The 21,365-nt window shown below is 72.6% G+C and carries 20 protein-coding genes and 1 tRNA gene; 13 read left to right on the top strand and 8 right to left on the bottom strand.

Going from position 1 to position 21,365, the window contains the following annotated elements:
- Positions 1 to 9: 9 nt before the first annotated feature.
- On the bottom strand, positions 10 to 690 hold the full coding sequence (phoU, locus tag IG74_RS0126430) for a phosphate signaling complex protein PhoU (protein ID WP_030682317.1): 681 nt from the start codon (positions 688 to 690) through the stop codon (positions 10 to 12).
- 295 nt (positions 691 to 985) lie between these two features.
- Here phoU and IG74_RS0126425 point away from each other — a divergent pair, with 295 nt between their 5' ends.
- Positions 986 to 2,251, top strand: coding sequence for a sensor histidine kinase (locus tag IG74_RS0126425; protein WP_030682314.1), 1,266 nt, complete (start codon positions 986 to 988; stop codon positions 2,249 to 2,251).
- Complete coding sequence (locus tag IG74_RS0126420) at positions 2,248 to 2,928, top strand: response regulator transcription factor (protein WP_030682312.1); 681 nt, start codon at positions 2,248 to 2,250, stop codon at positions 2,926 to 2,928. The genes IG74_RS0126425 and IG74_RS0126420 overlap by 4 nt, the downstream gene beginning before the upstream one ends.
- Before the next feature lie 195 nt (positions 2,929 to 3,123).
- Here IG74_RS0126420 and IG74_RS0126415 read toward each other — a convergent pair whose 3' ends face one another.
- Entirely contained in the window at positions 3,124 to 3,891 is a 768-nt protein-coding gene (locus tag IG74_RS0126415) for a hypothetical protein (protein WP_030682309.1), read from the bottom strand.
- Positions 3,892 to 4,554: 663 nt separating this feature from the next.
- On the opposite strand from IG74_RS0126415, the gene IG74_RS0126410 reads away from it, so the two are divergent.
- The 7 genes from IG74_RS0126410 (at position 4,555) to IG74_RS0126380 (ending at position 11,535) form a co-directional block, all read left to right on the top strand.
- Entirely contained in the window at positions 4,555 to 5,037 is a 483-nt protein-coding gene (locus tag IG74_RS0126410) for a CarD family transcriptional regulator (RefSeq protein ID WP_003953493.1), read from the top strand.
- Between the two features lie 371 nt (positions 5,038 to 5,408).
- Positions 5,409 to 6,146 carry a 2-C-methyl-D-erythritol 4-phosphate cytidylyltransferase gene (ispD, locus tag IG74_RS0126405; protein WP_030682305.1) on the top strand — a complete coding sequence of 246 codons (738 nt, stop codon included), beginning with the start codon at positions 5,409 to 5,411 and terminating at the stop codon, positions 6,144 to 6,146.
- Positions 6,136 to 6,636 carry a 2-C-methyl-D-erythritol 2,4-cyclodiphosphate synthase gene (gene ispF / locus IG74_RS0126400; protein ID WP_030682302.1) on the top strand — a complete coding sequence of 167 codons (501 nt, stop codon included), beginning with the start codon at positions 6,136 to 6,138 and terminating at the stop codon, positions 6,634 to 6,636. Before ispD ends, ispF begins: the two co-directional genes overlap by 11 nt.
- 97 nt (positions 6,637 to 6,733) lie before the next feature.
- Positions 6,734 to 7,138: a PPOX class F420-dependent oxidoreductase gene (locus IG74_RS0126395; protein WP_030682299.1), complete on the top strand. Its 405-nt coding sequence runs from the start codon at positions 6,734 to 6,736 to the stop codon at positions 7,136 to 7,138.
- A gap of 79 nt (positions 7,139 to 7,217) precedes the next feature.
- A complete protein-coding gene (gene cysS / locus IG74_RS0126390) occupies positions 7,218 to 8,624 on the top strand; it encodes a cysteine--tRNA ligase (RefSeq protein WP_030682296.1) in 1,407 nt (468 codons plus the stop codon).
- 128 nt (positions 8,625 to 8,752) lie between these two features.
- Complete coding sequence (gene rlmB, locus IG74_RS0126385) at positions 8,753 to 9,691, top strand: 23S rRNA (guanosine(2251)-2'-O)-methyltransferase RlmB (RefSeq protein ID WP_030682292.1); 939 nt, start codon at positions 8,753 to 8,755, stop codon at positions 9,689 to 9,691.
- A gap of 155 nt (positions 9,692 to 9,846) precedes the next feature.
- Positions 9,847 to 11,535 carry a DoxX family protein gene (locus IG74_RS0126380; RefSeq protein WP_234334461.1) on the top strand — a complete coding sequence of 563 codons (1,689 nt, stop codon included), beginning with the start codon at positions 9,847 to 9,849 and terminating at the stop codon, positions 11,533 to 11,535.
- 81 nt (positions 11,536 to 11,616) lie between these two features.
- On the opposite strand, the gene IG74_RS0126375 is transcribed toward IG74_RS0126380, so the two are convergent.
- The 3 genes from IG74_RS0126375 to IG74_RS0126365 form a co-directional block, all read right to left on the bottom strand.
- Entirely contained in the window at positions 11,617 to 12,351 is a 735-nt protein-coding gene (locus IG74_RS0126375; RefSeq protein ID WP_030682288.1) for a nucleotidyltransferase family protein, read from the bottom strand.
- 94 nt (positions 12,352 to 12,445) lie between these two features.
- Complete coding sequence (locus IG74_RS0126370; RefSeq protein ID WP_030682285.1) at positions 12,446 to 12,904, bottom strand: hypothetical protein; 459 nt, start codon at positions 12,902 to 12,904, stop codon at positions 12,446 to 12,448.
- Positions 12,905 to 13,147: 243 nt separating this feature from the next.
- Positions 13,148 to 14,284 (bottom strand): ABC transporter ATP-binding protein, encoded by a 1,137-nt coding sequence (locus IG74_RS0126365; RefSeq protein WP_030682282.1) that lies wholly within the window; start codon positions 14,282 to 14,284, stop codon positions 13,148 to 13,150.
- A gap of 210 nt (positions 14,285 to 14,494) precedes the next feature.
- Here IG74_RS0126365 and IG74_RS0126360 point away from each other — a divergent pair.
- Positions 14,495 to 14,571, top strand: a tRNA-Thr gene (locus IG74_RS0126360).
- Positions 14,572 to 14,623: 52 nt separating this feature from the next.
- Here the strand turns inward: IG74_RS0126360 and IG74_RS0126355 are convergent.
- A complete protein-coding gene (locus tag IG74_RS0126355; RefSeq protein ID WP_030682280.1) occupies positions 14,624 to 16,033 on the bottom strand; it encodes an NAD(P)/FAD-dependent oxidoreductase in 1,410 nt (469 codons plus the stop codon).
- Positions 16,034 to 16,146: 113 nt separating this feature from the next.
- Here IG74_RS0126355 and IG74_RS0126350 point away from each other — a divergent pair, with 113 nt between their 5' ends.
- A complete protein-coding gene (locus IG74_RS0126350; RefSeq protein WP_030682278.1) occupies positions 16,147 to 16,935 on the top strand; it encodes a DsbA family protein in 789 nt (262 codons plus the stop codon).
- Between the two features lie 64 nt (positions 16,936 to 16,999).
- Positions 17,000 to 17,908 carry an aminoglycoside phosphotransferase family protein gene (locus IG74_RS0126345; protein ID WP_030682275.1) on the top strand — a complete coding sequence of 303 codons (909 nt, stop codon included), beginning with the start codon at positions 17,000 to 17,002 and terminating at the stop codon, positions 17,906 to 17,908.
- An 18-nt stretch (positions 17,909 to 17,926) separates the two neighbouring features.
- Here the strand turns inward: IG74_RS0126345 and IG74_RS52205 are convergent, their stop codons facing one another.
- Positions 17,927 to 19,507: a hypothetical protein gene (locus IG74_RS52205; protein WP_030682272.1), complete on the bottom strand. Its 1,581-nt coding sequence runs from the start codon at positions 19,505 to 19,507 to the stop codon at positions 17,927 to 17,929.
- On the opposite strand from IG74_RS52205, the gene IG74_RS0126335 reads away from it, so the two are divergent.
- A complete protein-coding gene (locus IG74_RS0126335; protein ID WP_030682269.1) occupies positions 19,506 to 19,979 on the top strand; it encodes a GNAT family N-acetyltransferase in 474 nt (157 codons plus the stop codon). The genes IG74_RS52205 and IG74_RS0126335 overlap by 2 nt on opposite strands.
- Before the next feature lie 23 nt (positions 19,980 to 20,002).
- Here the strand turns inward: IG74_RS0126335 and IG74_RS0126330 are convergent, their stop codons facing one another.
- Positions 20,003 to 21,277, bottom strand: coding sequence for a GNAT family N-acetyltransferase (locus tag IG74_RS0126330; RefSeq protein WP_051855428.1), 1,275 nt, complete (start codon positions 21,275 to 21,277; stop codon positions 20,003 to 20,005).
- Positions 21,278 to 21,365: the final 88 nt, after the last annotated feature.

Below are 21,365 nucleotides of genomic sequence, written 5' to 3'. Positions count from 1 at the left end.
CGCCAGGGGTCAGGCCCCCTCCACCGGCGTGTTGCCCGGCTGGAGCTCGTCCGCGTGCTCGCCGGTCACCAGGTACACGACCCGCTTCGCCACCGACACCGCGTGGTCCGCGAACCGCTCGTAGTAGCGGCCGAGCAGCGTCACGTCGACCGCGGTCTCGATGCCGTGCTTCCAGCGGTCGTCCATCAGGTGCTGGAAGAGCGTGCGGTGCAGCAGGTCCATCTCGTCGTCGTCCTGTTCCAGCTGGAGCGCCAGGTCGACGTCCTTGGTGATGATGACCTCCGCCGCCTTCGCCATCAGGCGCTGCGCGAGCTGGCCCATCTCCAGGATGGTCGCGTGCAGGTCGCGCGGCACCGCCGACTCCGGGAAGCGCAGCCGGGCCAGCTTGGCCACGTGCTGGGCGAGGTCGCCGGAGCGCTCCAGGTCGGCGCTCATGCGCAGCGAGGTCACGACGATGCGCAGATCGGTGGCGACCGGCTGCTGGCGGGCCAGCAGGGCTATCGCGCGGGCCTCCAGCTCGTGCTGGAGGTCGTCGACCTTCTGGTCGGCGGCGATCACGCTCTCCGCCAGCTTCAGATCCGCGTCGAGCATGGCCGTGGTGGCGCGCCCGATCGCCGACCCGACGAGACGGGCCATCTCGACCAGTCCCTCGCCGATCGAGTCAAGTTCCTCGTGGTACGCGTCACGCATCTGGCTGTCCCTCTCTCGTACGTCACAGGGGCTGGCCCCTACGTCATCAGGGGTTCTCCCCTACGCTCCCACGGTGTGGTGCGGACGCGTCCGTTACCGGCATCACAAGTGAATCGCCCCTGTCGTCCAGGTGAACGGTGGGCGACGCCCCCTCGATGCCGGAATCAGCCGCTCCGCCGACCCGGCCACCCAAAATGAACCACCACTGTCCCCTCGGTGAACTCTGAGCGACGACTGTTCGAGGGGCCACTCGGATGGCTGTGGCTGGTGCTCCGACCCCGCATAACCTGGAGGCATGGACGTGAACGCGGCGGTCGCCGCAGCGGCAGCGATCGCCGGGGTGTGCACCGGCGTCATCGCCATGCTGGCGTTTCGCTGGAGCGAACGCGACCAGAAACGCCCCACCAGGACCTCCCTGCACACCGACCCGGTACTGCCACCGGGCGTCGACACGGTGCTCTCTGTGCTGCGCTCCTCCGCCGTCGTCCTGGACGAGGCGGACAGCGTGGTCAAGGCCAGTTCGGCCGCGTACGCGCTCGGTCTCGTGCGCGGCGGGAAGCTGGCCGTCGAGCCGATGCTCCAGATGGCCCGGGACACCCGGCGCGACGGCGAGATACGACAGGTCGAGCTGGACCTGCCGCGCCGCGGCACCGGCAGGGGCGACGCCCTCGCGGTCTCCGCACGCGTGGCCCCGCTCGGCTCCCGGCTCGTCCTGCTGCTCGTCGAGGACCTCACCGAGGCCCGCCGCATCGAGGCGGTGCGCCGCGACTTCGTGGCGAACGTGAGCCATGAGCTGAAGACCCCGGTGGGCGCCCTCAGCCTGCTCTCCGAGGCCGTCATGGACGCCGCGGACGACCCCGAGGCCGTCGAGCGCTTCGCAGGCCGGATGCAGAACGAGGCGACCCGCCTGACCAACCTCGTGCAGGAGCTGATCGACCTCTCCCGGGTGCAGAACGACGACCCCCTGGAGGACGCCGAGCCCGTCCGCGTGGACGAGCTCGTCGCCGAGGCCATCGACCGCTGCCGCCACCAGGCGGGCACGAAGCAGATCACGATGGCCGCCGGAGGCACCGCCGACCTGCACGTCTGGGGCAACCGCGGCCAGCTCGCCGCGGCCCTCGGAAACCTCGTCGAGAACGCCGTGAACTACTCACCGGCCCGCACGCGCGTGGGGATAGCCGCCCGGCGGGTCAACGCCCCCGGCGGGGACCTCATCGAGGTCGCGGTCACGGACCAGGGCATCGGCATCTCGGACAAGGACAAGGAGCGCATCTTCGAGCGCTTCTACCGCGTCGACCCGGCCCGCTCCCGCGCCACTGGCGGCACGGGACTCGGCCTCGCCATCGTCAAGCACGTGGCGGCCTCGCACGGCGGTGAGGTGACCGTGTGGAGCTCGGAGGGACAGGGCTCCACCTTCACCCTGCGCGTGCCCGAGGCGCGCGCGACCCGCGACCGCGGAGCCGGGCACGGCCTCGGCCACGAGGGCGCACACCAGGGCGCCAGGCCCGACGACACAACCGCATACGAACCCATTCCTGCCGCCCCGGAGGTCCTTCCGTGACCCGAGTGCTCGTCGTCGAGGACGAGGAATCCTTCAGCGACGCCCTGTCGTACATGCTCCGCAAGGAGGGCTTCGAGGTCGCGATCGCGGCCACCGGCCCGGACGGACTCGACGAATTCGAGCGCAACGGCGCCGACCTCGTCCTGCTCGACCTGATGCTGCCGGGCCTGCCCGGCACGGAGGTCTGCCGTCAGCTGCGCAGCCGCTCCAACGTCCCGGTGATCATGGTCACCGCCAAGGACAGCGAGATCGACAAGGTCGTCGGGCTCGAAATAGGAGCCGATGACTACGTCACCAAGCCCTTCTCGTCGCGCGAGCTGGTGGCCCGCATCCGCGCCGTCCTGCGCCGCCGCGGCGAGCCGGAGGAGGTCACCCCGCAGGCCCTGGAGGCGGGCCCGGTCCGCATGGACGTCGACCGGCACGTGGTCACGGTCTCCGGCTCCAAGGTCGACCTGCCCCTCAAGGAGTTCGACCTCCTGGAGATGCTGCTGCGCAACGCGGGCCGTGTCCTGACCCGCATGCAGCTCATCGACCGCGTCTGGGGCGCGGACTACGTGGGCGACACCAAGACGCTCGACGTCCACGTCAAGCGCCTGCGCGCCAAGATCGAGCCGGACCCCGGCGCCCCCCGCTACCTGGTGACGGTACGAGGCCTGGGCTACAAGTTCGAGCCGTAAACCGCCCCACCGCCCCAAGGGGACACCGCCCCGAACAGGCAGCGCCCCGAAGGGGCGCGGGGCTGTATCAATGTGCGGCTCCGCCGCGTGGGCGCGACCAGCCCAAGGCGGCCCGCAGGCCACAACGCACAGAGATACGTGGAAGGGCGGGAACCCTGACAGGGTTCCCGCCCTTCCACGTACTACGTCCTGGCGTCAGTGCCCAGCGGCCTCGTGCGCGGCCCCCGCGTCGGCGTCCGCCCCGTTCGCCGGAGCCTCGGCCTCACCCGCCGGAGCCCCGGAGGCCCCCGAGGCGCCCTCGGACGGCTTGCCCGACGGAGACCCCGAGGCCCCCTCGGAGGGCTTGCCGGACGGCTTCCCGGAAGGCTGACCGGAGGGCTTCCCGGAAGGGGAGCCGGACGGCTTGGCGTCCGGCGCCTTCGGGAGCTCGGTCGGCCCCCACTTCTCGAAGTAGCTCTCGGCCGGTACGACGAACGTCTTCAGCTTGACGTCACCGGTCTTGCTGAAGCCGAAGGTGACGGGCTGCGCGTTGCCGTCCTCGACGGCCTCGCGGCTGCTCGGCAGGACGGCGGACGCGTTGTCCTTGCCGCCGATGACGACGGAGCCGCCGGCCGGGATGACCAGGCCGCCGCCCTTGCCCTTCTTGCCCGGGCGGTCGCCCTTGGCGGGGCCCAGGGCGGCCTTCTTGCCGGTGCCGTCGACCGTGATCGACTGCAGGACCTGGTCGGTGCGGCCGTTGTTGAAGACGGTCGCGGCGACCACGGCGGGGCCCGTCGACTCGCGGTCCGGCTGCGTGATGATCATGGCGTTCTGGATCTTGATGTCGCCGACGGCGGTCGCCGCGTTGTCCGGCTTGATCTCGATCGTCTGGGCGTTGTTTCCAGCACCGCATGCGGTGAGCGAGGCGAGCGAGATCGCGAGGGCGGTGGCGGCGATGGCGCCGCGTCGAAGGCTGCGGCTCACGGCGGCGGCAACTCCTTGAACGTGGGCGATACAAGAGGGCTGGTTGCCCTAAGGGTGTGTCAGCGGGCTTAGGTTACCGAGCCGTTCCCGCGCCGCCACACCCGACCCGCCCCCTGGGAGCTACGAGCCTCCGGCGACCCTGGGACCCCTTGCTTCCCATTGGCCTCACGTTTCAGCATTCGTATAACCGCGTCAGTGGTGTCTCCGGGATTTCCCGTAAGGAATGCGCGGCGGGCCGGAAATTGATCAGTGGGTGGATCACCGGGGCAACGGCAAGCGCATCGGAGCGCGGTTCCGGCGCATCGGCGCCCGCGCTTCTTGATCAATTCCGGATTCGCTCCCGCGCGGCCCGCACTTCGCCGCTCACCGGCGGACGTACACGTGTCCCCGGTCACCGAACGGAGTAGCGGAAGTTCACCTGGGGGAACCCGGCAAACCGGGACGTTCGTCCCCTTGGGGCGCTCTCGCGGAGTGTGTAACGTGGGCGTTTCACCGTCGCCGGAGAGCGGCTCCGACCTGCGAATACCCCCTTCCGCACCCGGTCCGCAGCACGTTCCTGTTGCTGTTGTCAAGCCCCGAGATATGCCCTGACCTGCGAAAACGCCATTCAGAAGACGCCGTATCCGTGTTACCCTGGATAGCCACGGAAGGGGTACCTGTCACATGACGTTCAAGGTTGGCGACACCGTGGTCTATCCCCATCACGGGGCCGCGCTGATCGAGGCCATCGAAACTCGTCAGATCAAAGGCGTGGACAAGACCTACTTGGTGCTGAAGGTCGCCCAGGGCGACTTGACGGTACGTGTGCCAGCGGACAACGCGGAGTTCGTCGGTGTGCGTGATGTGGTCGGCCAGGACGGCCTGGACCGGGTCTTCGAAGTACTGCGCGCGCCGTACGCCGAAGAGCCCACGAACTGGTCGCGTCGCTACAAGGCAAATCTCGAGAAGCTCGCCTCCGGCGACGTCATCAAGGTCGCGGAAGTCGTCCGTGACCTGTGGCGCCGGGAGCGTGAGCGCGGACTGTCCGCCGGTGAGAAGCGCATGCTCGCCAAGGCCCGTCAGATCCTGGTGAGCGAGCTCGCCCTCGCGGAGAACACGAACGAGGACAAGGCCGAGGCCCTGCTCGACGAGGTCCTCGCGTCCTGACGACCGAAGCCGTCGCTCCGGCGCGGGCGGATACCGTGCCCCACGTGGGCCCGCGTCCGGAATGGCCGCGTCCGGAATGATTCCGGGATGAAGGAACTGCCGCAGTGCCCGCCGACCCCTGAGGGTGTCGCCGGGCACTGCGGCATGTTCGTACCCGAAAGGCGCTCGGGATCCGGGGCCCGGCCGTGTCCCGCCGTCCCCCGGACTTCACCGGCGGTTGGTGGGCAAGGAAAGATCCCCCGGTACTTTGGCGTGCCGGGCTCGGGCAGCTGGCTCGACCAGATGTCACGGAAGGGTCCGGTCAAGGCGTCGCGCCCGGCACGGTGTGGCCATACCCATGTCGGCCGAGCGCACAAACCTGAACGGAACCGATGTCTGACGTAACCTCTCGCACCGCGGCCGTGATCCCCGCCGCGGGCCGCGGCGTACGCCTCGGCCCCGGTGCGCCCAAGGCCCTGCGCGCCCTCAACGGCACGCCGATGCTCGTCCACGCCGTACGCGCCCTGGCCGCCTCGCGCGCCGTCTCGCTCGTCGTGGTCGTCGCCCCGCCGGACGGCGCCACCGAGGTCAAGACGCTGCTCGCCGACCACGCGCTGCCCGAGCGCACCGACGTCGTCGTCGTGCCCGGCGGCGCCACCCGGCAGGAGTCGGTGAAGCTCGGCCTCGACGCCCTGCCGCCGGACGTCGGCATCGTCCTCGTGCACGACGCGGCCCGCCCGCTCGTGCCCGTCGACACCGTCGACGGCGTCATCGAGGCCGTCCGCGACGGCGCGCCCGCCGTCGTGCCCGCGCTGCCGCTCGCCGACACCGTCAAGGAGGTCGAGCCCGGTGCGCCGGGGGAGCCCGAGCCGGTCGTCGCCACGCCGGAGCGCGCGCGGCTGCGCGCCGTGCAGACCCCCCAGGGCTTCGACCGCGCCACCCTGGTCCGCGCCCACGAGGCCGACGTCGTCGGCGAGGGCGCCACGGACGACGCCGGGCTCGTCGAGCGGCTCGGCGAGCCGGTCGTGCTCGTCCCCGGCCACGAGGAGGCGTTCAAGGTGACCCGCCCCCTCGACCTGGTCCTCGCCGAGGCCGTACTCGCCCGCAGGAGGGCCAACGATGGCTTCTGAACCGCTCCCGTACCCGCTGCCGCAGGTCGGCGTCGGCACCGACATCCACGCCTTCGAGGACGGCCGCGAGCTGTGGTGCGCCGGGCTCAAGTGGGAGGGCGAGGGCCCCGGGCTCGCCGGGCACTCCGACGCGGACGTCGTCGCGCACGCGGCGTGCAACGCGCTGTTCTCCGCCGCCGGGCTCGGTGACCTCGGCGCCCACTTCGGCACCGGCAGGCCCGAGTGGGCCGGGGCGTCGGGGCTCACGCTGCTCACCGAGGCCGCGCGGATCGTCCGCGAGGCCGGGTTCACCATCGGCAACGTCTCCGTTCAGGTGATCGGAGACCGGCCGAAGATCGGCAAGCGCCGCGAGGAGGCCCAGAAGGTCCTCTCGGACGCGGTGGGCGCCCCGGTCTCCGTCTCCGGCGCCACCACGGACGGCCTGGGCTTCCCCGGCCGCGGCGACGGGCTCGTCGGCATCGCGACGGCACTGGTGGTCCGTACGGGCTGAGAGAGGGCCGAAACCCGCCCCGCCCCGTGGTGCGGAACCGCGGGATCCGATAGGGGTACGACTCGTCCAGCGATCAACCAGGCCGAGGAGTGAAGCCATGTCCGCCGCACTGTCCGACGACCTCAAGTCCCTGCTCGACACGCCCGTCTTCGTCACCGTCGCCACCATCCAGCCCGACGGCAGCCCGCAGCTCTCACCGGTCTGGGTGAAGCGCGACGGCGACGACGTCCTCATCTCCACCACCGTCGGCCGCCAGAAGGAGAAGAACCTGCGCCGCGACCCGCGCGTGACGGTGCTCTTCCAGCCCTTCGACGCCCCTTACACGTACGCGGAGATCCGCGGCACCGCCGAGCTGACCACCGAGGGCGGCCAGGAGCTGATCGACGAGCTGTCCCGCAAGTACACCGGCAAGGACTACGCCGACTTCAACCCGGCGGCGGGCCAGGACGCGCAGCGCGTCGTCGTCCGCGTGACGCCCCGCAAGGTCGTCGGCCGCATCTGACGGGCCGGAACGTCACGGTTGCGTGCCCCGTGTCCCCCAGGGGAGCGGGGCACTGCCCGACGCCCACTACCCTGGAGTGGTGACGATTCGCCTGTACGACACCAGCGCCCGGCAGATCCGTGACTTCCAGCCCCTGACCGAGGGCTGTGTCTCGATCTACCTGTGTGGCGCCACGGTGCAGGCTGCCCCGCACATCGGGCACATCCGGTCGGGCCTCAACTTCGACATCATGCGCCGCTGGTTCGCGTACCGCGGCTACGACGTCACGTTCATCCGCAACGTCACGGACATCGACGACAAGATCATCCGGAAGTCCGCGGACCAGGGCCGCCCCTGGTGGTCCATCGGCTACGAGAACGAGCGCGCCTTCAACGACGGCTACGACGCCCTCGGCTGCCTCCCGCCCACCTACGAGCCCCGCGCCACCGGCCACGTCACCGAGATGGTCGAGATGATGCGCGGCCTCATCGAGCGCGGCCACGCCTACGAGGCCGACGGCAGCGTCTACTTCGACGTGCGCTCCTGGCCCCGGTACCTGGAGCTGTCGCGCCAGGACCTGGACAAGATGCAGCAGCCCGCCGAGGAGGGCATCACCGGCAAGCGCGACCCGCGCGACTTCGCCATGTGGAAGGCCGTCAAGCCGGGCGAGCCCTCCTGGGACACGCCCTTCGGCCCCGGCCGCCCCGGCTGGCACCTGGAGTGCTCGGCCATGGCGCACAAGTACCTGGGCCGCGCCTTCGACATCCACGGCGGCGGCCTCGACCTGATCTTCCCGCACCACGAGAACGAGATCGCCCAGGCCAAGGCCTTCGGCGACGACTTCGCGACGTACTGGGTGCACAACGCCTGGGTCACCATGAGCGGCGAGAAGATGTCCAAGTCGCTCGGCAACTCGGTGCTCGTCGCCGAGATGGTCAAGCAGTGGCGCCCCATCGTCCTGCGCTACTACCTGGGCACCCCGCACTACCGCTCGACGATCGAGTACAGCGAGGAGGCCCTGCGCGAGGCCGAGGCGGCGTTCGCCCGCATCGAGGGCTTCACGCAGCGCGTGGTGGAGCTGGCCGGGGGCGTCGTGGAGCCCGCGGCCGAGGTGCCGCCTGGGTTCGCCGAGGCGATGGACGACGACCTGGGCGTCCCGCAGGCGCTCGCGATCGTCCACACCACGGTCCGCCAGGGCAACTCCGCGCTCGCCGCGGACGACAAGGAGGCCGCCGTGGCGCGGCTCGCCGAGGTGCGGGCCATGCTGGGCGTCCTCGGCCTCGACCCGCTCGACCCGCACTGGGCGGCGGCCGGGAGCGAGGGCTCGGGCGACGAGCTGAACGCCGTCGTCGACACCCTCGTCCGGCTCGTGCTCGACCAGCGCGAGGCCGCGCGCGGCCGCAAGGACTGGGCCACCGCCGACGCCATCCGCGACCAGCTCGCCCAGGCGGGCCTCGCCATCGAGGACGGCCCGTCGGGGCCGCGCTGGACGCTCGGGTCGCGCTAGCCGGGACCCGCTGATGTGCCGCCCGGCCCGCTGGGCGGCACACTGCATGTACGACATCAGTACGACTTCGGATTCACGCCGTGTACGTCCATCGCGTACGCGGCACGCTTCACACAGACGGGTAGGTCATGGCCGCTAACAACCGCCGCATGTCCGGCAAGAAGGGCGCGCAGGTCGGCAGCGGCGGCAAGCGGCGCCGGGGCCTCGAGGGCAAGGGGCCGACGCCGCCCGCCGAGATGCGCAAGGGGCACGCCAAGCAGCGGGTCGCGCAGGCCCAGGCGCGGCGCGCGCAGGGCCGCCCGCAGCGCCGCACGGGCGGCAAGTCCACGGCCGAGATGGTCGTCGGCCGCAACCCGGTCGCCGAGGCGCTGCGCGAGGGCGTGCCCGCGACGACGCTCTACGTCCAGCAGTTCATCGACAACGACGAGCGCGTCCGCGAGGCCATCCAGCTCGCGGGCGAGCGCGGCGGCATCCACCTGATGGAGGCCCCGCGCCCCGAGCTGGACCGCATGACCAACGGCCTCAACCACCAGGGCCTCGTGCTCCAGGTGCCGCCGTACGAGTACGCGCACCCGGAGGACCTCGCCGCGGCCGCGTACGACCAGGGCGAGGACCCGCTGATCGTCGCGCTCGACGGTGTGACGGACCCGCGGAACCTGGGCGCCGTGGTGCGGTCCGTGTCCGCCTTCGGCGGCCACGGCGTCGTCGTGCCCGAGCGGCGGGCCGCCGGGATGACGGCCGGCGCGTGGAAGACGTCCGCCGGTACGGCCGCGCGGACGCCGGTCGCGCGGGCCACCAACCTCACGCGGGCCCTCGAGGCGTACAAGAAGGCGGGCATCGCGGTCGTCGGCCTGGCCGCCGACGGGGACCGCGAGATCGGGGACCTCGAAGCCCTCGAAGGCCCGGTCGTCATCGTCGTCGGCAGCGAGGGCAAGGGCCTCTCCCGGCTCGTGGGCGAGACCTGTGACTTCCGCGTGCGCATCCCCATGCCGGGCGGGGCCGAGTCCCTGAACGCGGGCGTGGCCGCGGGCGTGGTGCTCTACGAGGCGGCCCGCCGCCGGGGCTGAGCCCACCGCGGCTGCTCACCGGCCGCCCGCCCGTCCGCCCGTCGAACGCCGGGCGGGCGGGTACCCCGCTCGGGGCGGGGAATGGTGGGGTTTGACGGGGTCCGGACAGATCCGGGCGGTCAAGGCAGTGTCCAAACCTCACGTCACTCGGTTAGATGAGTGTGGACACCAGAACACCCCGCACACCCACGGGGGGACGCTCGTCAGGGTTCGACGACACTCCCGCGCTGAGCATGGTGAAGGTGCCCTGCGACCCCGCGCAGGTCATCGTCAATCACGCGAGCTTCCGCGTCCAGCTGCCCCCGACCGGGCGGACCCAATCGCCGCGCGTCGCCCGTCACTTGAGCGCCGCCGAGGACACCGTGAGCATGCCCGCGGTGGGCGCTTCGAGCGGTGCCGCGCGCCGGCGCGCGCCGGTCGTCTGGAGCGGGAAGTCCGAGCCGGGTGACCCCGGCGCGGGCGGACTGCTGCAGGCCGTGCGCGGCAGCGGGGTGCGCCGTTCGGCGGAGGTGCCGGTCGGCGGCGACCCGCACTTCGACGGCGGTGCCACCCAGGTCATCCCGCGCGTCGACGTCGACGATCCGTACGGCGACACCGTGCAGACCCCCGCGGTCGGCGGCGCGCGCGACGGCGACCACGGCCCCACCCGGCTGCTGCCGCAGATGCGCATGCCGGGCAGCGTCGACGACGAGGACCGCGTCGAGGATCCGTACGACGGCTACGGCGACGAGGCCGACGGATCCGACGAGGACGCGGCGGACGAGCGCCGGTCGGGCAAGTCGCCCAACGGGGTGCGGCACGCCTACTACCCGGGGCGCCGCCTCAACCTCGGCGTGGTGCTGCTCCCGCTGCGCGTCTTCCTCGGCTTCATCTCCATCTACGCGGGCATGGGCAAGCTCTGCGACCCCGTCTACTTCGACGGCGGCGAGCGCGGCTCCATGGTCAAGTGGCTGAATTCGCTGCACCCTTGGGCGCTCGCCGAGCCGCTGCGGGACTGGGCCCTCCAGCACCCCGTGGGCGCGGGCCTCGTCATCGCCTTCCTGCAGGTGATCGTCGGCGTGCTCACCGTGCTCGGGCTCTGGCAGCGGGTCGCCGCCGGGGTGGGGATGCTGCTCTCGATCGCGCTCCTCGTGACCGTCAGCTGGAAGACCGTCCCGGCGTACGACGCGCCCGACATCATCTACCTCGCCGCCTGGTCGCCGCTCATCATCGCGGGCGCCCCGGTCTACTCCGTCGACGCCCGGCTCGCCGGGGAGGCCTGGCGCACGCTCGGGCCGCGCGCCGCGCTGTGGGAGCTGCGCCGCCGGGTGCTGCGCAGGGGCGCGCTCGTCGGCACCGTCGTGGTCGGCCTGACGCTGCTCCTCGGCTCGATGCTCGGCGGCGCGGTGCGGGACGCGGACCGCGTGACCGTGCCGGGGCCCGGCGAGGCGCCCCGCAACGAGCTGCCCGGCTCCCCGCTGCCGAGCGACCCCGACGGCAGGCGCGAGCGCCGCAGCGACCCGAGCGGCCCCTCGGCGTCCGCCGGGACGCCGACGCAGGGCAGCACGGCGAGCCCCTCGCAGGACGGCGCCACCGGCACGCCGGACGCGGCCCGCGAGACGGGCAGCGTCAGCGGCACCGGCAGTCAGCCGAGCGCGACGCAGGGCACCGGCGAGCAGGCCCCCGCGCAGCAGCAGCCCGCACCGACCCAGGAGCGGCCGCCGGCCGCCAGCAGCGGCCCGACCTCCAGCGGCGGCACGAGCGGCGGCGCCGGGCCCAGTGGCGGCACGACCGGCGGCACCACCGGCGGTTCGGACGGCGGCAGCGGCGGCCGCCCGGGCCTGCTCGGCGGAGTGCTGGGCTGAGCCGTCACCCGTAAGCGAAGGGCCCCGCACACGGCTTGTGTGCGGGGCCTTTCAGCGTCCCGAAGGGGCGCGGGGAACTGCTCAGCGGTTCTGCGCGGCCAGTTCCTTCGCGGCCTCGGTGAGGTCCTTCGCCGTGTCGATGGCGCGCCAGTACGCGCCCTGCGGCAGCGGGAAGCCCGCCAGGCGCTTCTCGCGGGCCAGGCGCGGGAACGTGGTGCGCTCGTGGTCGCCGCGGTCCGGGAGCAGGGCGGTGAAGGCGGAGGAGAAGACGTACACGCCCGCGTTGATGAGGTACGGGGACGGCGGGGCCTCGATGAAGTCCGTGATGTGGCCGAACGCGTCGGTCTCGACGGCGCCCCAGGGGATGCGGGGGCGGGCCAGGGCGAGCGTGGCGGTGGCGTCGCGCTCGGCGTGGAAGGCCGCCATGTCGCGCAGCGAGAAGCGGGTCCAGATGTCGCCGTTCGTCGCGTACCAGGGCTGGTCGGGGTGCGGCAGGTGGGCGGCCGCGTACTTCAGGCCGCCGCCGCGGCCCAGGGGCTCCGTCTCGACGACGGTGGTGACCTTCAGCGGCAGGTCGGCGGTGTCCAGCCAGTCCTGGAGCACCTCGGCGAGGTGGCCGCAGGAGACGACCGCGTCCGTCACGCCCTCGGCCGCGAGCCAGGCCAGCTGGTGGCCGATGATCGGGGTGCCCGTGCCGGGGATCTCGACCATGGGCTTGGGGCGGTCATCGGTGTACGGGCGCAGCCGGGAGCCCTGGCCGCCGGCCAGGACCACGGCCTGTGTGGGCTTTGCTGTGTGGGTGTCACCGGTGGTCATGACGGAACCCTACGCGTTGGGGCGCGCAGGGTTCCGACGTGGCCGGCGCTGACAGGGGGCGCTAGGGGTGGGGCCGGGGGCGGCCCGGCGCTCCTCAGCTGTTGTGGTGGGCGGCGACGCCCGTGGCGAAGGACGTGTCGCACACCGGGCGGGCGTACGACTGGGCGCGGCTCGGGCCGTAGGCGCGGACGGCGGCGCGGCCGAGGGCGCGGGCGATGGACACGCAGTGCTTGGCGAGCGACGGGTGCCGGTCGACCTCCCGCTGGAGGTGGGTGAGGGCGACGCCCGGGTTCTTCTCCTGGAGCTCCAGGAGGAGGCGGTCGCGCAGGACGTCGTGGGGGCCGCGGGACCTGGCCGGCGCGGAGAGGTCGCCCGCGGACGCGGTGAGGACCGAATCCGATGAGCTGCCGGACCAGTTGACCCGGGTGACCGCGAGCGTGCCGGACAGCACCAGGACGACCGGCAGGACGAGGGCGAGCGTGCGCCCGATGCGGCGGCCGGGGCCGCGGTGGCCTCGGCGCGACTTCTGGGTGTAGTTGGCGGAGTGCGTCACGCGAGTGAGGGTAGCGCTAGGTGATGATTTGGCGACATTTAGTCACCCAGTTGGGTGATGGGAAATGTGGTTTGGCGAAATGGATGTTGACGAACACCGGACGAAATGACCGATGTGCCGGGGTATTTGTCGACAACGCGCGGAGATGTCCCGGAGCGCGCGAAGGGCCCCGTGCCTGAGCACGGGGCCCTTCGGACCGGTTGACGCCAGGGAAGCCCGGCGCCGGCCGCGCCCCGGGGGGCGTCAGTCGGTGAGGCGCTCGCCGGTGGAGGTGGAGAAGACGTGGGTCTCGCCCGGGCGCGGGACGACGTGGAGCTGGGCGCCCTTCTCGGGCACCTGGCGGCCGTTCACGCGGACCACGAGGTCCTTCTGCTCGCCGCCGACCTCGGCGGTGCCGTACACGTAGCCGTCGGCGCCGAGCTCCTCGACGACGTTCACGGACACGGCGAGGCCGGCCGGGGCGTCCTCGGTCTCCTTGGTGAGGGTCTTCGCGGCGCCGCCGTTCTGCTCGACCACGTCGAAGTGTTCGGGGCGGACGCCGACGGTGACGGTGCGGTCGCCCCTGTCGGCGGCGGCCGCCAGGGCCTCGCGGTTCACCGGCACCACCGAGTTGCCGAACTTCACGCCGCCGTCGGTGATCGGGACCTCGACGAGGTTCATGGCGGGGGAGCCGATGAAGCCCGCGACGAAGAGGTTGGCCGGGCGGTCGTACATGTTGCGCGGCGAGTCGACCTGCTGGAGCAGGCCGTCCTTCAGGACGGCGACGCGGTCGCCCATCGTCATGGCCTCGACCTGGTCGTGGGTGACGTACACCGTGGTGATGCCGAGGCGGCGCTGGAGCGAGGCGATCTGCGTACGCGTGGAGACGCGGAGCTTGGCGTCGAGGTTCGACAGCGGCTCGTCCATGAGGAAGACCTGCGGCTCGCGGACGATGGCGCGGCCCATCGCGACGCGCTGGCGCTGACCGCCGGAGAGGGCCTTGGGCTTGCGGTCCAGGTACTCGGTGAGGTCGAGGATCTTCGCGGCCTCTTCGACCTTCTGCCGGATGGTGGCCTTGTCGACGCCCGCGATCTTCAGGGCGAAGCCCATGTTCGCGGCGACGGTCATGTGCGGGTACAGCGCGTAGTTCTGGAACACCATGGCGATGTCCCGGTCCTTGGGCGGCAGGTGCGTGACGTCGCGGTCGCCGATGCGGATCGCGCCGCCGTTCACGTCCTCCAGGCCCGCGAGCATGCGCAGGGAGGTGGACTTGCCGCAGCCGGACGGGCCGACCAGGACGAGGAACTCCCCGTCCTCGATCTCGATCTCGAGCCCGTCTACGGCGGGCTTGGTGGAACCCGGGTAGATCCGGGTCGCCTTGTCGAACGTAACAGTGGCCATGGTGAGGGCCCCCTTCACCGGCAGGAACGTGCCGGACGATCCGAGTAAAGGATGGGTCTAGTCCAGTTGTCCGGACTGCCCGTGACGCTACCCCGCTGGTCACCGCTCTGTCAGTAGTCCGGAGAGGATGACCTTCGACGAGATTTTCGACTGCGGCGGGGGTCCCGTTGGTTACACTGCACGGGCACGGCCGCACTGGGGCCCGTGCAGGCCTCCTTAGCTCAGCTGGTCAGAGCGCCGCTCTTGTAAAGCGAAGGTCGTCGGTTCGAATCCGACAGGGGGCTCCACCACCTTCCTCCCGAACCGTTTCCGCTACGGCCGGTGAGGGGCCGTCCCGGCTCAGCCGCGGCCGGTGAGGCGGTCCGCGAGCCGGGCCAGGCGCGTGGTGCGCGCCGTCGGCGACGTCAGCTCCCTGCGGTCGGCCGCGCGGTACGCCGCGTACAGGCCGTGCACCCCCAGCCAGCGCAGCGGCTCCGGCTCCCACCTGCGCACCCGGTGGTCCACCCAGGGAAGCCCGGTCAGCTCCGTCGCGCCCGCCTGCCCCGAGTCCCGCCGTACCAGGTCGCGCAGCGTGCGCCCGGCGAGGTTGGCCGTGGCGACGCCCGAGCCGACGTACCCGCCGGCCCAGCCGAGGCCCGTCGACCGGTCCAGGGTGACCGTGGCGCACCAGTCGCGCGGCACGCCGAGGACGCCCGACCAGGCGTGGTCGATGCCGACGCCGGTGAGCTGCGGGAAGAAGCGGACCAGGAGCTCGCGCAGGGCCCCGACGGTGGCGGTGTCGGTGCGGCCGGGGTTGGCCGCCGTGTCGGTCTTCGAGCCGTAGCGGTACGGCACGCCGCGGCCGCCGAGGGCGATGCGTCCGTCCGCGGTGCGCTGGGCGTACATGTACGCGTGCGCCATGTCGCCGAGGGTCTCGCGGCCCGCCCAGCCGATGGCGTCCCACACGTCGTCGGGCAGCGGCTCGGTCACGATCATCGACGAGTTCATCGGCAGCCAGGTGCGGCGCTGGCCCTTGAGGGAGGCCGTGAAGCCCTCCGTGCAGCGCAGCACGTACGGGGCGCGGACCGTGCCGTACGGGGTGACGGCGTGCCCGGGGCGGATCTCGGTGACCGGCGTCGACTCGTGGAGGGTCACGCCGAGCGCCTCGACGGCCGCCGCGAGCCCCTTCACCAGCTTCACCGGGTGCAGCCGGGCGCCGTGCGGCGTCCAGGACGAGCCGACGGCCCCGGCGACGCGCACCCGCTCGGCGGTCTCGCGCGCGCCGTGCAGCACCCGGTCGCTCTCGCCGTACGCCAGCTCCGCCGCGTGGAAGGCCTTCAGACGGGCCAGCTGGGCGGGTGTGTACGCGACTTCGAGGACGCCGCCGTGGTGGACGTCGGCGTCGATCTTCTCCGCGGCGGCGACGCGGATGACCTCGCCGACCGTGTCGTTCATGGCCTGCTGGAGGCGGACGGCGGCCTCGTGGCCGTGCAGCGCGGCGTACCGGTCGCGGCCCGCGATGCCGTTGTAGAGCCAGCCGCCGTTGCGCCCGGAGGCGCCGTAGCCGCAGAACCTGCGCTCCAGGACCGTGACGCGCAGGTAGGGGGCCGCCTGCTTTAGGTAGTACGCGGTCCACAGGCCCGTGTAGCCGCCGCCCACCACGCAGACGTCGGCGCTCGCGTCGCCGCCGAGGGGCTCGCGGGGCGCGGGGAGCCCGTCGTCCGCGTACCAGAAGGAGATGCCGCCGTTCACGGTGTCCGTGCTGCTCATGGGGCGGGAGGGTACTGCGCGCGCGGAGCCCGGGGCAGGGGTCGGATAGATTTCCGGTACTTCGGGTGCCCTCAGCGGTACGTGGTGATTTCAGGAGTTCTGGAGGGCTTTTCATGGCCGTACGCAAGGCCGGGCGCGTGGCCGCCTCGGTGGCCGCCGTCGCGCTGCTCGGTGCCGTCGTCACCGGGTGCGACTCCGGCGACGACGGCGACGGCGACTGGACGGGCACGGGGAAGAAGTCCCCGTCCGCCTCCGGTACGCCGTCCGGTTCGGCTGAGAAGTCGCCGTCCCAGGAGACCGGCCCGGCGGCCAAGGTCCCGCCCGCCTCGGTGAACGACCTCGCGAAGGTGCCCACGAAGGTCAAGGGCGGTGTGATCACGGTCGGCGACCCGTCGGCGAAGCACACGGTGAAGGTGTACGAGGACCCGCGCTGCCCCTACTGCAAGAAGTTCGAGGAGAACGGCGCGCAGGCGCTCGTCGCGCCGCTGGCCGCGGGTGACGTGAAGGTCGAGTACACGATCGCCTCGTTCCTCGACAACAACTTCGGCGGCGACGGCTCCAAGAACGCCGCGAACGCGCTGCGGGCCGCCGTGGACACCGGCAAGTACCCGCAGTTCCACGCCGCGCTCTTCGCCAACCAGCCCGAGGAGAGCGACGACGGCTTCACGCCCGCGTTCCTGCTGAAGATCGGTACGGCGGCGGGGATCAAGGACGCCGCGTTCGAGAAGGCGGTGACCGGCAACGCGCACAAGGCGTGGGTCGCCACCGCCATGAAGGCCTTCACCGCCGACGGCGTCTCCGGGACGCCCACGGTCGAGATCGACGGCGAGAAGGCGCCCGCCGACTCCCTGTACGACGAGGGCGACTTCGGGAAGGTCCTGGAGAAGGCCGGGGTCTCCTGAACGGGCCGGGTGTCCGGATTTAATCGGGCGCGATCCTCGCGGCACCCTGCGTAGGGTCGCGCCCGTGATCGAGATCCATGTCCCTGACGCCCTGGTCGAATCCCAGCACCTGTACGCGGGGGATGCGGGCCGCGCCTTCGTCGCGGGCCTGCCGGACCTTGCCGCGCGGACCCTGGAGCGGTGGGAGCTGAATCCCGTCGGCGCCTCCATGCACGGCATGGCCGCGCTCGTGCTTCCCGTGGAGCGCGCCGACGGCTCCCCGGCGGTGGTGAAGTTCCAGGTCCTCGACGAGGAGACCGAGGGTGAGCCGGTCGCCCTTCGCGTGTGGGACGGCGACGGCGCGGTACGGCTGCTCGACCACGACGCCGCCACGGGCACGATGCTGCTCGAACGGGCCGGTGACGGGCGGGAGCTGAGCCGGTTCGCCGAGACCGGCAAGGACGCGACCCGGCGGGGCGTCGTCGTCCTCGCGGAGCTCCTGGCACGGCTCACCGCGGGGCCCGCGCCCGCGGGCATGCGCACGCTCGGCGACATCGCCGGGCAGATGCTGGCGGACACCCCGGCCGCGCTCAAGGCGATCGCCGACCCCGCGGAGCGGGCGCTCGTCGCGCGGTGCGCGGACGCCGTGCGCGAGGTCGTGGGCGAGCCCGGGGACCGCATGCTGCACTGGGACCTGCACTTCGACAACGTCCTCGCGGCCGACCGCGAGCCGTGGCTCGCCATCGACCCCAAGCCCCTGGCGGGCGACCCCGGCTTCGACCTGTGGCCCGGTCTGAACAACCTCTTCGACCCGGACGACGTGCGCTGGCGCTTCGACGCGATGACGGAGGTCCTGGGCCTCGACCGGGAGCGGGCGCTCGCGTGGACGCTGGGGCGGGTGCTGCAGAACGCGCTGTGGGAGGTCGAGGACGGGCGTCCGACGCCGGAGGAGGACCTGGAACTGGCGCGGCGGCTGCTCGGGAGCCGGCTGTAGGCAGGTGCAGGGCACCGGTCAGCGGGCGCCGCGCACGGCGGCCCGCAGCCCCGCGTCGCCCGGCATCTCCTGGGCGAAGTACCACCAGAAGGTGCCGCCGACGCTCGACGGATAGCCGAGGGCGGCCGCGTAGTACCGGCGGGCGACCCGGCGCCGGGCCGCGGCCGGGTCGTCCTCGTCGAAGGCCCAGTAGAACCGGGACGTGTCCTCGTTCCAGTAGCCCAGCTCGCCCAGGCCGACGCGCTGGTCGGGGAAGTCGGCGGCGAGCCGCGTCAGCACCTGGTCGAAGGCGAGGCCGAGCGGGGCGTCCTCGATCCAGCTGGACAGGAGCACGACGTCGATGTCCTCGCGGACCGCGCGCGGCAGGTTCGCGCGCGGCCAGGTGAACGCCGACCAGCGGGCCGCGTCCGTGCCGAGCTGCCAGTACAGGGTGAGGACGACGGCGGCCTCCGGCCGCTTCTTCCGCACGTACGCCGCCGCGTCCGCGACCTTGTGCCGCATGCGGTCGCGCGGCGGCAGGAGCCGGTCCGTGCAGTCGCCTCCGCCGGTGGTGCGGGAGTCCGTCCAGCAGCCGTTGACCTCGTTGCCGATCTCCCAGGCCTCGATGTCGGGGAACGCGTCGACGTACCGCTTGATCCGGGCCAGGTAGCCCGCGCGGGTGCCGAGTTCGGGGTGCTCGGAGCCGTTGGCGTACGCGGAGTCGACCGGCTGGCCGAGGACCTTCAGACCGGCGGCGTGGGCGGCGGCCACCGCCTCGCGGTAGCGCCGGGGGACGGGCGCGCGGGGATCGTCGGGGTCTACGGGGTCCTCGTCGGGGTCGAAGACGATCCGGACCCAGCCGTCGGGGCGGGTCAGACTTCCCGCGAGCGGCGCCCACCGCTTCGGGTCGGCCCCGTCGGCGACGGTCACGCCCGTCCACGGGGCGTGCTCGCGGCGGGCGCGCGGCCCGTACTCCTCCAGGAGCTGCCCGTACGCCGCGTCGACCGCGCTCAGGGCCCGCTGGCCGTGCTTGCCCCGGCCCGCGTCGGAGTCCGCGGCGTCGGCGCGGGCCAGCTCGCGCGCGGCCGTGCGGTAGGCGGCGGTGAAGCGGGCCGAGCGGCGGTAGGAGGGGCGCAGGGCGAGGGCCTCGTCCAGGCGGCGCTTGGCGTCCTGGGCGGCGGCGTGGTTGAAGACGACGGTGGCGCCGCGGGTGAAGCCCTTGCCGCCGTTGTCGACCACGACGGTGGAGAAGCCCTGGTCGGTGGGCCAGTTGAGGGCGAGGGCCGCGGGCCCGCCGCGGCCGGGCAGGTCGAAGCGGAGCCGCGGTCCGTCCTCGTACAGCGGGAAGTCGTCGAGGACGCGCAGGGTGCGCGGGTCGACCAGGGCGTCGCTGTCGGAGCCGCCGCTGCCGTGCGTGACGGCGCGGGCGCGGCGGGGCGACAGGAGCGTGCCGTGGCCCTGGGCGTCGTAGAACTTCAGCGCCACGGCGCGGCCCGCGCCGCCGGTGGGCGCGGCGGTGCCGCCGCCCGTGGTGCAGCCCGCGAGGAAGCCGAGGGCGAGCAGCGCGGCCAGGCCTTTTCGGTTGACCCGCGGCCGTCGGCCGTGGCTTGCTGCGTTCATGATTCGTACCGCCGCACCGGCCGACGTCCCTCTCATCCACACCCTGATCCGTGAGCTCGCAGCGTACGAGAAGGAGCCGCAGGAGGCGCGCGCCACCGAGGAGCAGCTCCGCGAGGCGCTGTTCGGGGAGCGGCCCGCCGCGTACGCGCACGTCGCTCAGGACGACGCGACGGGCGAGCCGGTCGGCTTCTCCCTGTGGTTCCTCAACTTCTCCACCTGGCGCGGAGTGCACGGGATCTACCTGGAGGACCTGTACGTGCGCCCCGAGGCGCGCGGCGGCGGCCACGGCAAGGCGCTCCTGACGGAGCTGGCCCGCATCTGCGTCGAGCGCGGCTACGAGCGCCTGGAGTGGTCGGTCCTGAACTGGAACGCCCCGTCGATCGGCTTCTACGAGTCCCTCGGTGCGAAGCCGCAGGACGAGTGGACGGTGTATCGGCTGACCGACGGGGCGCTGACGGCGCTCGGGTCCTAGCGCCGCGCCTTCGAAGAGGGTGGCTAGAACGAGTCGACCGTGTGCGGGAGCAGCGCGGTCGCGAGCGCGGCGTCCAGGGCGGCGGCCGCGCCCGGCGTGTGCTCGGTGACGATCCCGGCCCGGACGAAGGACACGAGCGGCGCGCCGCCGAGGTAGGCCGAGCCGAGGTCCCGCACGTCGAGGGTGAGGTCGGCGGGGGCGTCGGCCGGTTCGTACGCCGCCGTGCACGCCGCGCCGGCGGCCCCGGTGACGGTCAGGCGGAAGCGGCCCTCGTTGGCGGGCAGCCGGGGGTCGCGGACCTCCAGGACCAGGTCGGCGGGGGCCGCCCAGGAGCGGGCGAGCAGCGCCGCGCGCACGTCGACGAGCCGGACCCTGAGGCCCGGGTACTGGCCCGTCACCTTGACCTGGTCGCGGTCGCCCGCGAACAGGAGCAGCGCGTCGTCGAGCGGGCGGCCCCACGCCTGGATCAGGCCCGTCAGGTCGATCGAGGCCAGATACCGCCACAGCGCGGCCTCGGCCTCGGGCGAGTCCGCCTCCAGCTCGTCCAGGCGGACCAGGCCGGGGGCGTCGTCGCGGCCCTTGGTGCGGTAGATGGCGTACCCGGTGACGCGGCCGGGGTCGTCGGGGGCGCCGAGGACCACGACGCGGGGCGGCGACAGGTCGTCGTCGTCCTCGTCCTCCGTGGCCATCCACTCCTCGCGCCACCAGGCCTCGGTGCGGTCGATGCGGCCCGCGCGGGCGGCGCGCGTACGGTCGTAGTACTCGGCGAGCAGTTCGGGGGCGGCCTTCGGGTCCACCAGGCGCAGGGGGCCTTCGGCCGGGGTGATCCGCAGCTCCAGGGGGCGCTCGGACTTCACCTCGACGGTGTTGTTGTACGTGGCGGGGCCGAAGCCGAAGCGGCCGTAGATCGCGTCTTCCGACGCCCACAGCGCCGCCAGCGGGCGGCCGTCCGCGCCGCACCTCTCGAACAGCGCCGCGACCATGCCGGAGAGCACGCCGCGGCGGCGGTGCGTGGGGGCGACGGAGACGAAGGAGACGCTGGGGCAGGGCAGTTCGCCGCCCGGTACGGACATCGTGAACCGGAAGGCGGCAAGCAGGCCGACCAGCGTCTCCCCGTCGTACGCGCCGATGCGCTCGCAGCCGCGCAGCAGGTCGTGGTGGTGCTTGCGCTTCTCGTCCTCCGGGGTCTCGTGGAAGGCGAGGTAGACCAGGTCGAGGGCGCGGTCCAGGTCGGTGTCGGGGAGGTCGCGGAAGGTGATCGTGGTGGACGGGGCGGGGCTGGGGGGTGCGGAGTCCATAAACCGGAAGGTAGTTCGCGAATGTCGCACTGGCATCTGGTTTTTGCCGGAGTGGGACGGCGTGTACGGGTCAGGCCGTCCCACCCGC

It is taken from the genome of Streptomyces sp. NRRL B-1347 (assembly GCF_000720325.1).
In the GTDB taxonomy this organism is placed as follows: Bacteria; Actinomycetota; Actinomycetes; order Streptomycetales; family Streptomycetaceae; genus Streptomyces.
The sequence above is the reverse complement of the archived record's forward strand: the minus strand, read 5'-3'. Positions and strand labels throughout refer to the sequence as shown.

Bases quoted from the DNA above. Each gene is read 5' to 3' on its own strand.
- IG74_RS52205 (WP_030682272.1), bottom strand. From the start codon at position 19,507: ATGAACGCAGCAAGCCACGGCCGACGGCCGCGGGTCAACCGAAAAGGC.
- IG74_RS0126355 (WP_030682280.1), bottom strand. From the start codon at position 16,033: ATGAGCAGCACGGACACCGTGAACGGCGGCATCTCCTTCTGGTACGCG.
- phoU (WP_030682317.1), bottom strand. From the start codon at position 690: ATGCGTGACGCGTACCACGAGGAACTTGACTCGATCGGCGAGGGACTG.
- IG74_RS0126375 (WP_030682288.1), bottom strand. From the start codon at position 12,351: ATGACCACCGGTGACACCCACACAGCAAAGCCCACACAGGCCGTGGTC.
- IG74_RS0126350 (WP_030682278.1), top strand. From the start codon at position 16,147: ATGGCCGTACGCAAGGCCGGGCGCGTGGCCGCCTCGGTGGCCGCCGTC.
- rlmB (WP_030682292.1), top strand. From the start codon at position 8,753: ATGGCCGCTAACAACCGCCGCATGTCCGGCAAGAAGGGCGCGCAGGTC.
- IG74_RS0126365 (WP_030682282.1), bottom strand. From the start codon at position 14,284: ATGGCCACTGTTACGTTCGACAAGGCGACCCGGATCTACCCGGGTTCC.
- IG74_RS0126425 (WP_030682314.1), top strand. From the start codon at position 986: ATGGACGTGAACGCGGCGGTCGCCGCAGCGGCAGCGATCGCCGGGGTG.
- IG74_RS0126335 (WP_030682269.1), top strand. From the start codon at position 19,506: ATGATTCGTACCGCCGCACCGGCCGACGTCCCTCTCATCCACACCCTG.
- IG74_RS0126380 (WP_234334461.1), top strand. From the start codon at position 9,847: ATGAGTGTGGACACCAGAACACCCCGCACACCCACGGGGGGACGCTCG.
- ispF (WP_030682302.1), top strand. From the start codon at position 6,136: ATGGCTTCTGAACCGCTCCCGTACCCGCTGCCGCAGGTCGGCGTCGGC.
- IG74_RS0126330 (WP_051855428.1), bottom strand. From the start codon at position 21,277: ATGGACTCCGCACCCCCCAGCCCCGCCCCGTCCACCACGATCACCTTC.
- ispD (WP_030682305.1), top strand. From the start codon at position 5,409: ATGTCTGACGTAACCTCTCGCACCGCGGCCGTGATCCCCGCCGCGGGC.
- IG74_RS0126395 (WP_030682299.1), top strand. From the start codon at position 6,734: ATGTCCGCCGCACTGTCCGACGACCTCAAGTCCCTGCTCGACACGCCC.
- IG74_RS0126410 (WP_003953493.1), top strand. From the start codon at position 4,555: ATGACGTTCAAGGTTGGCGACACCGTGGTCTATCCCCATCACGGGGCC.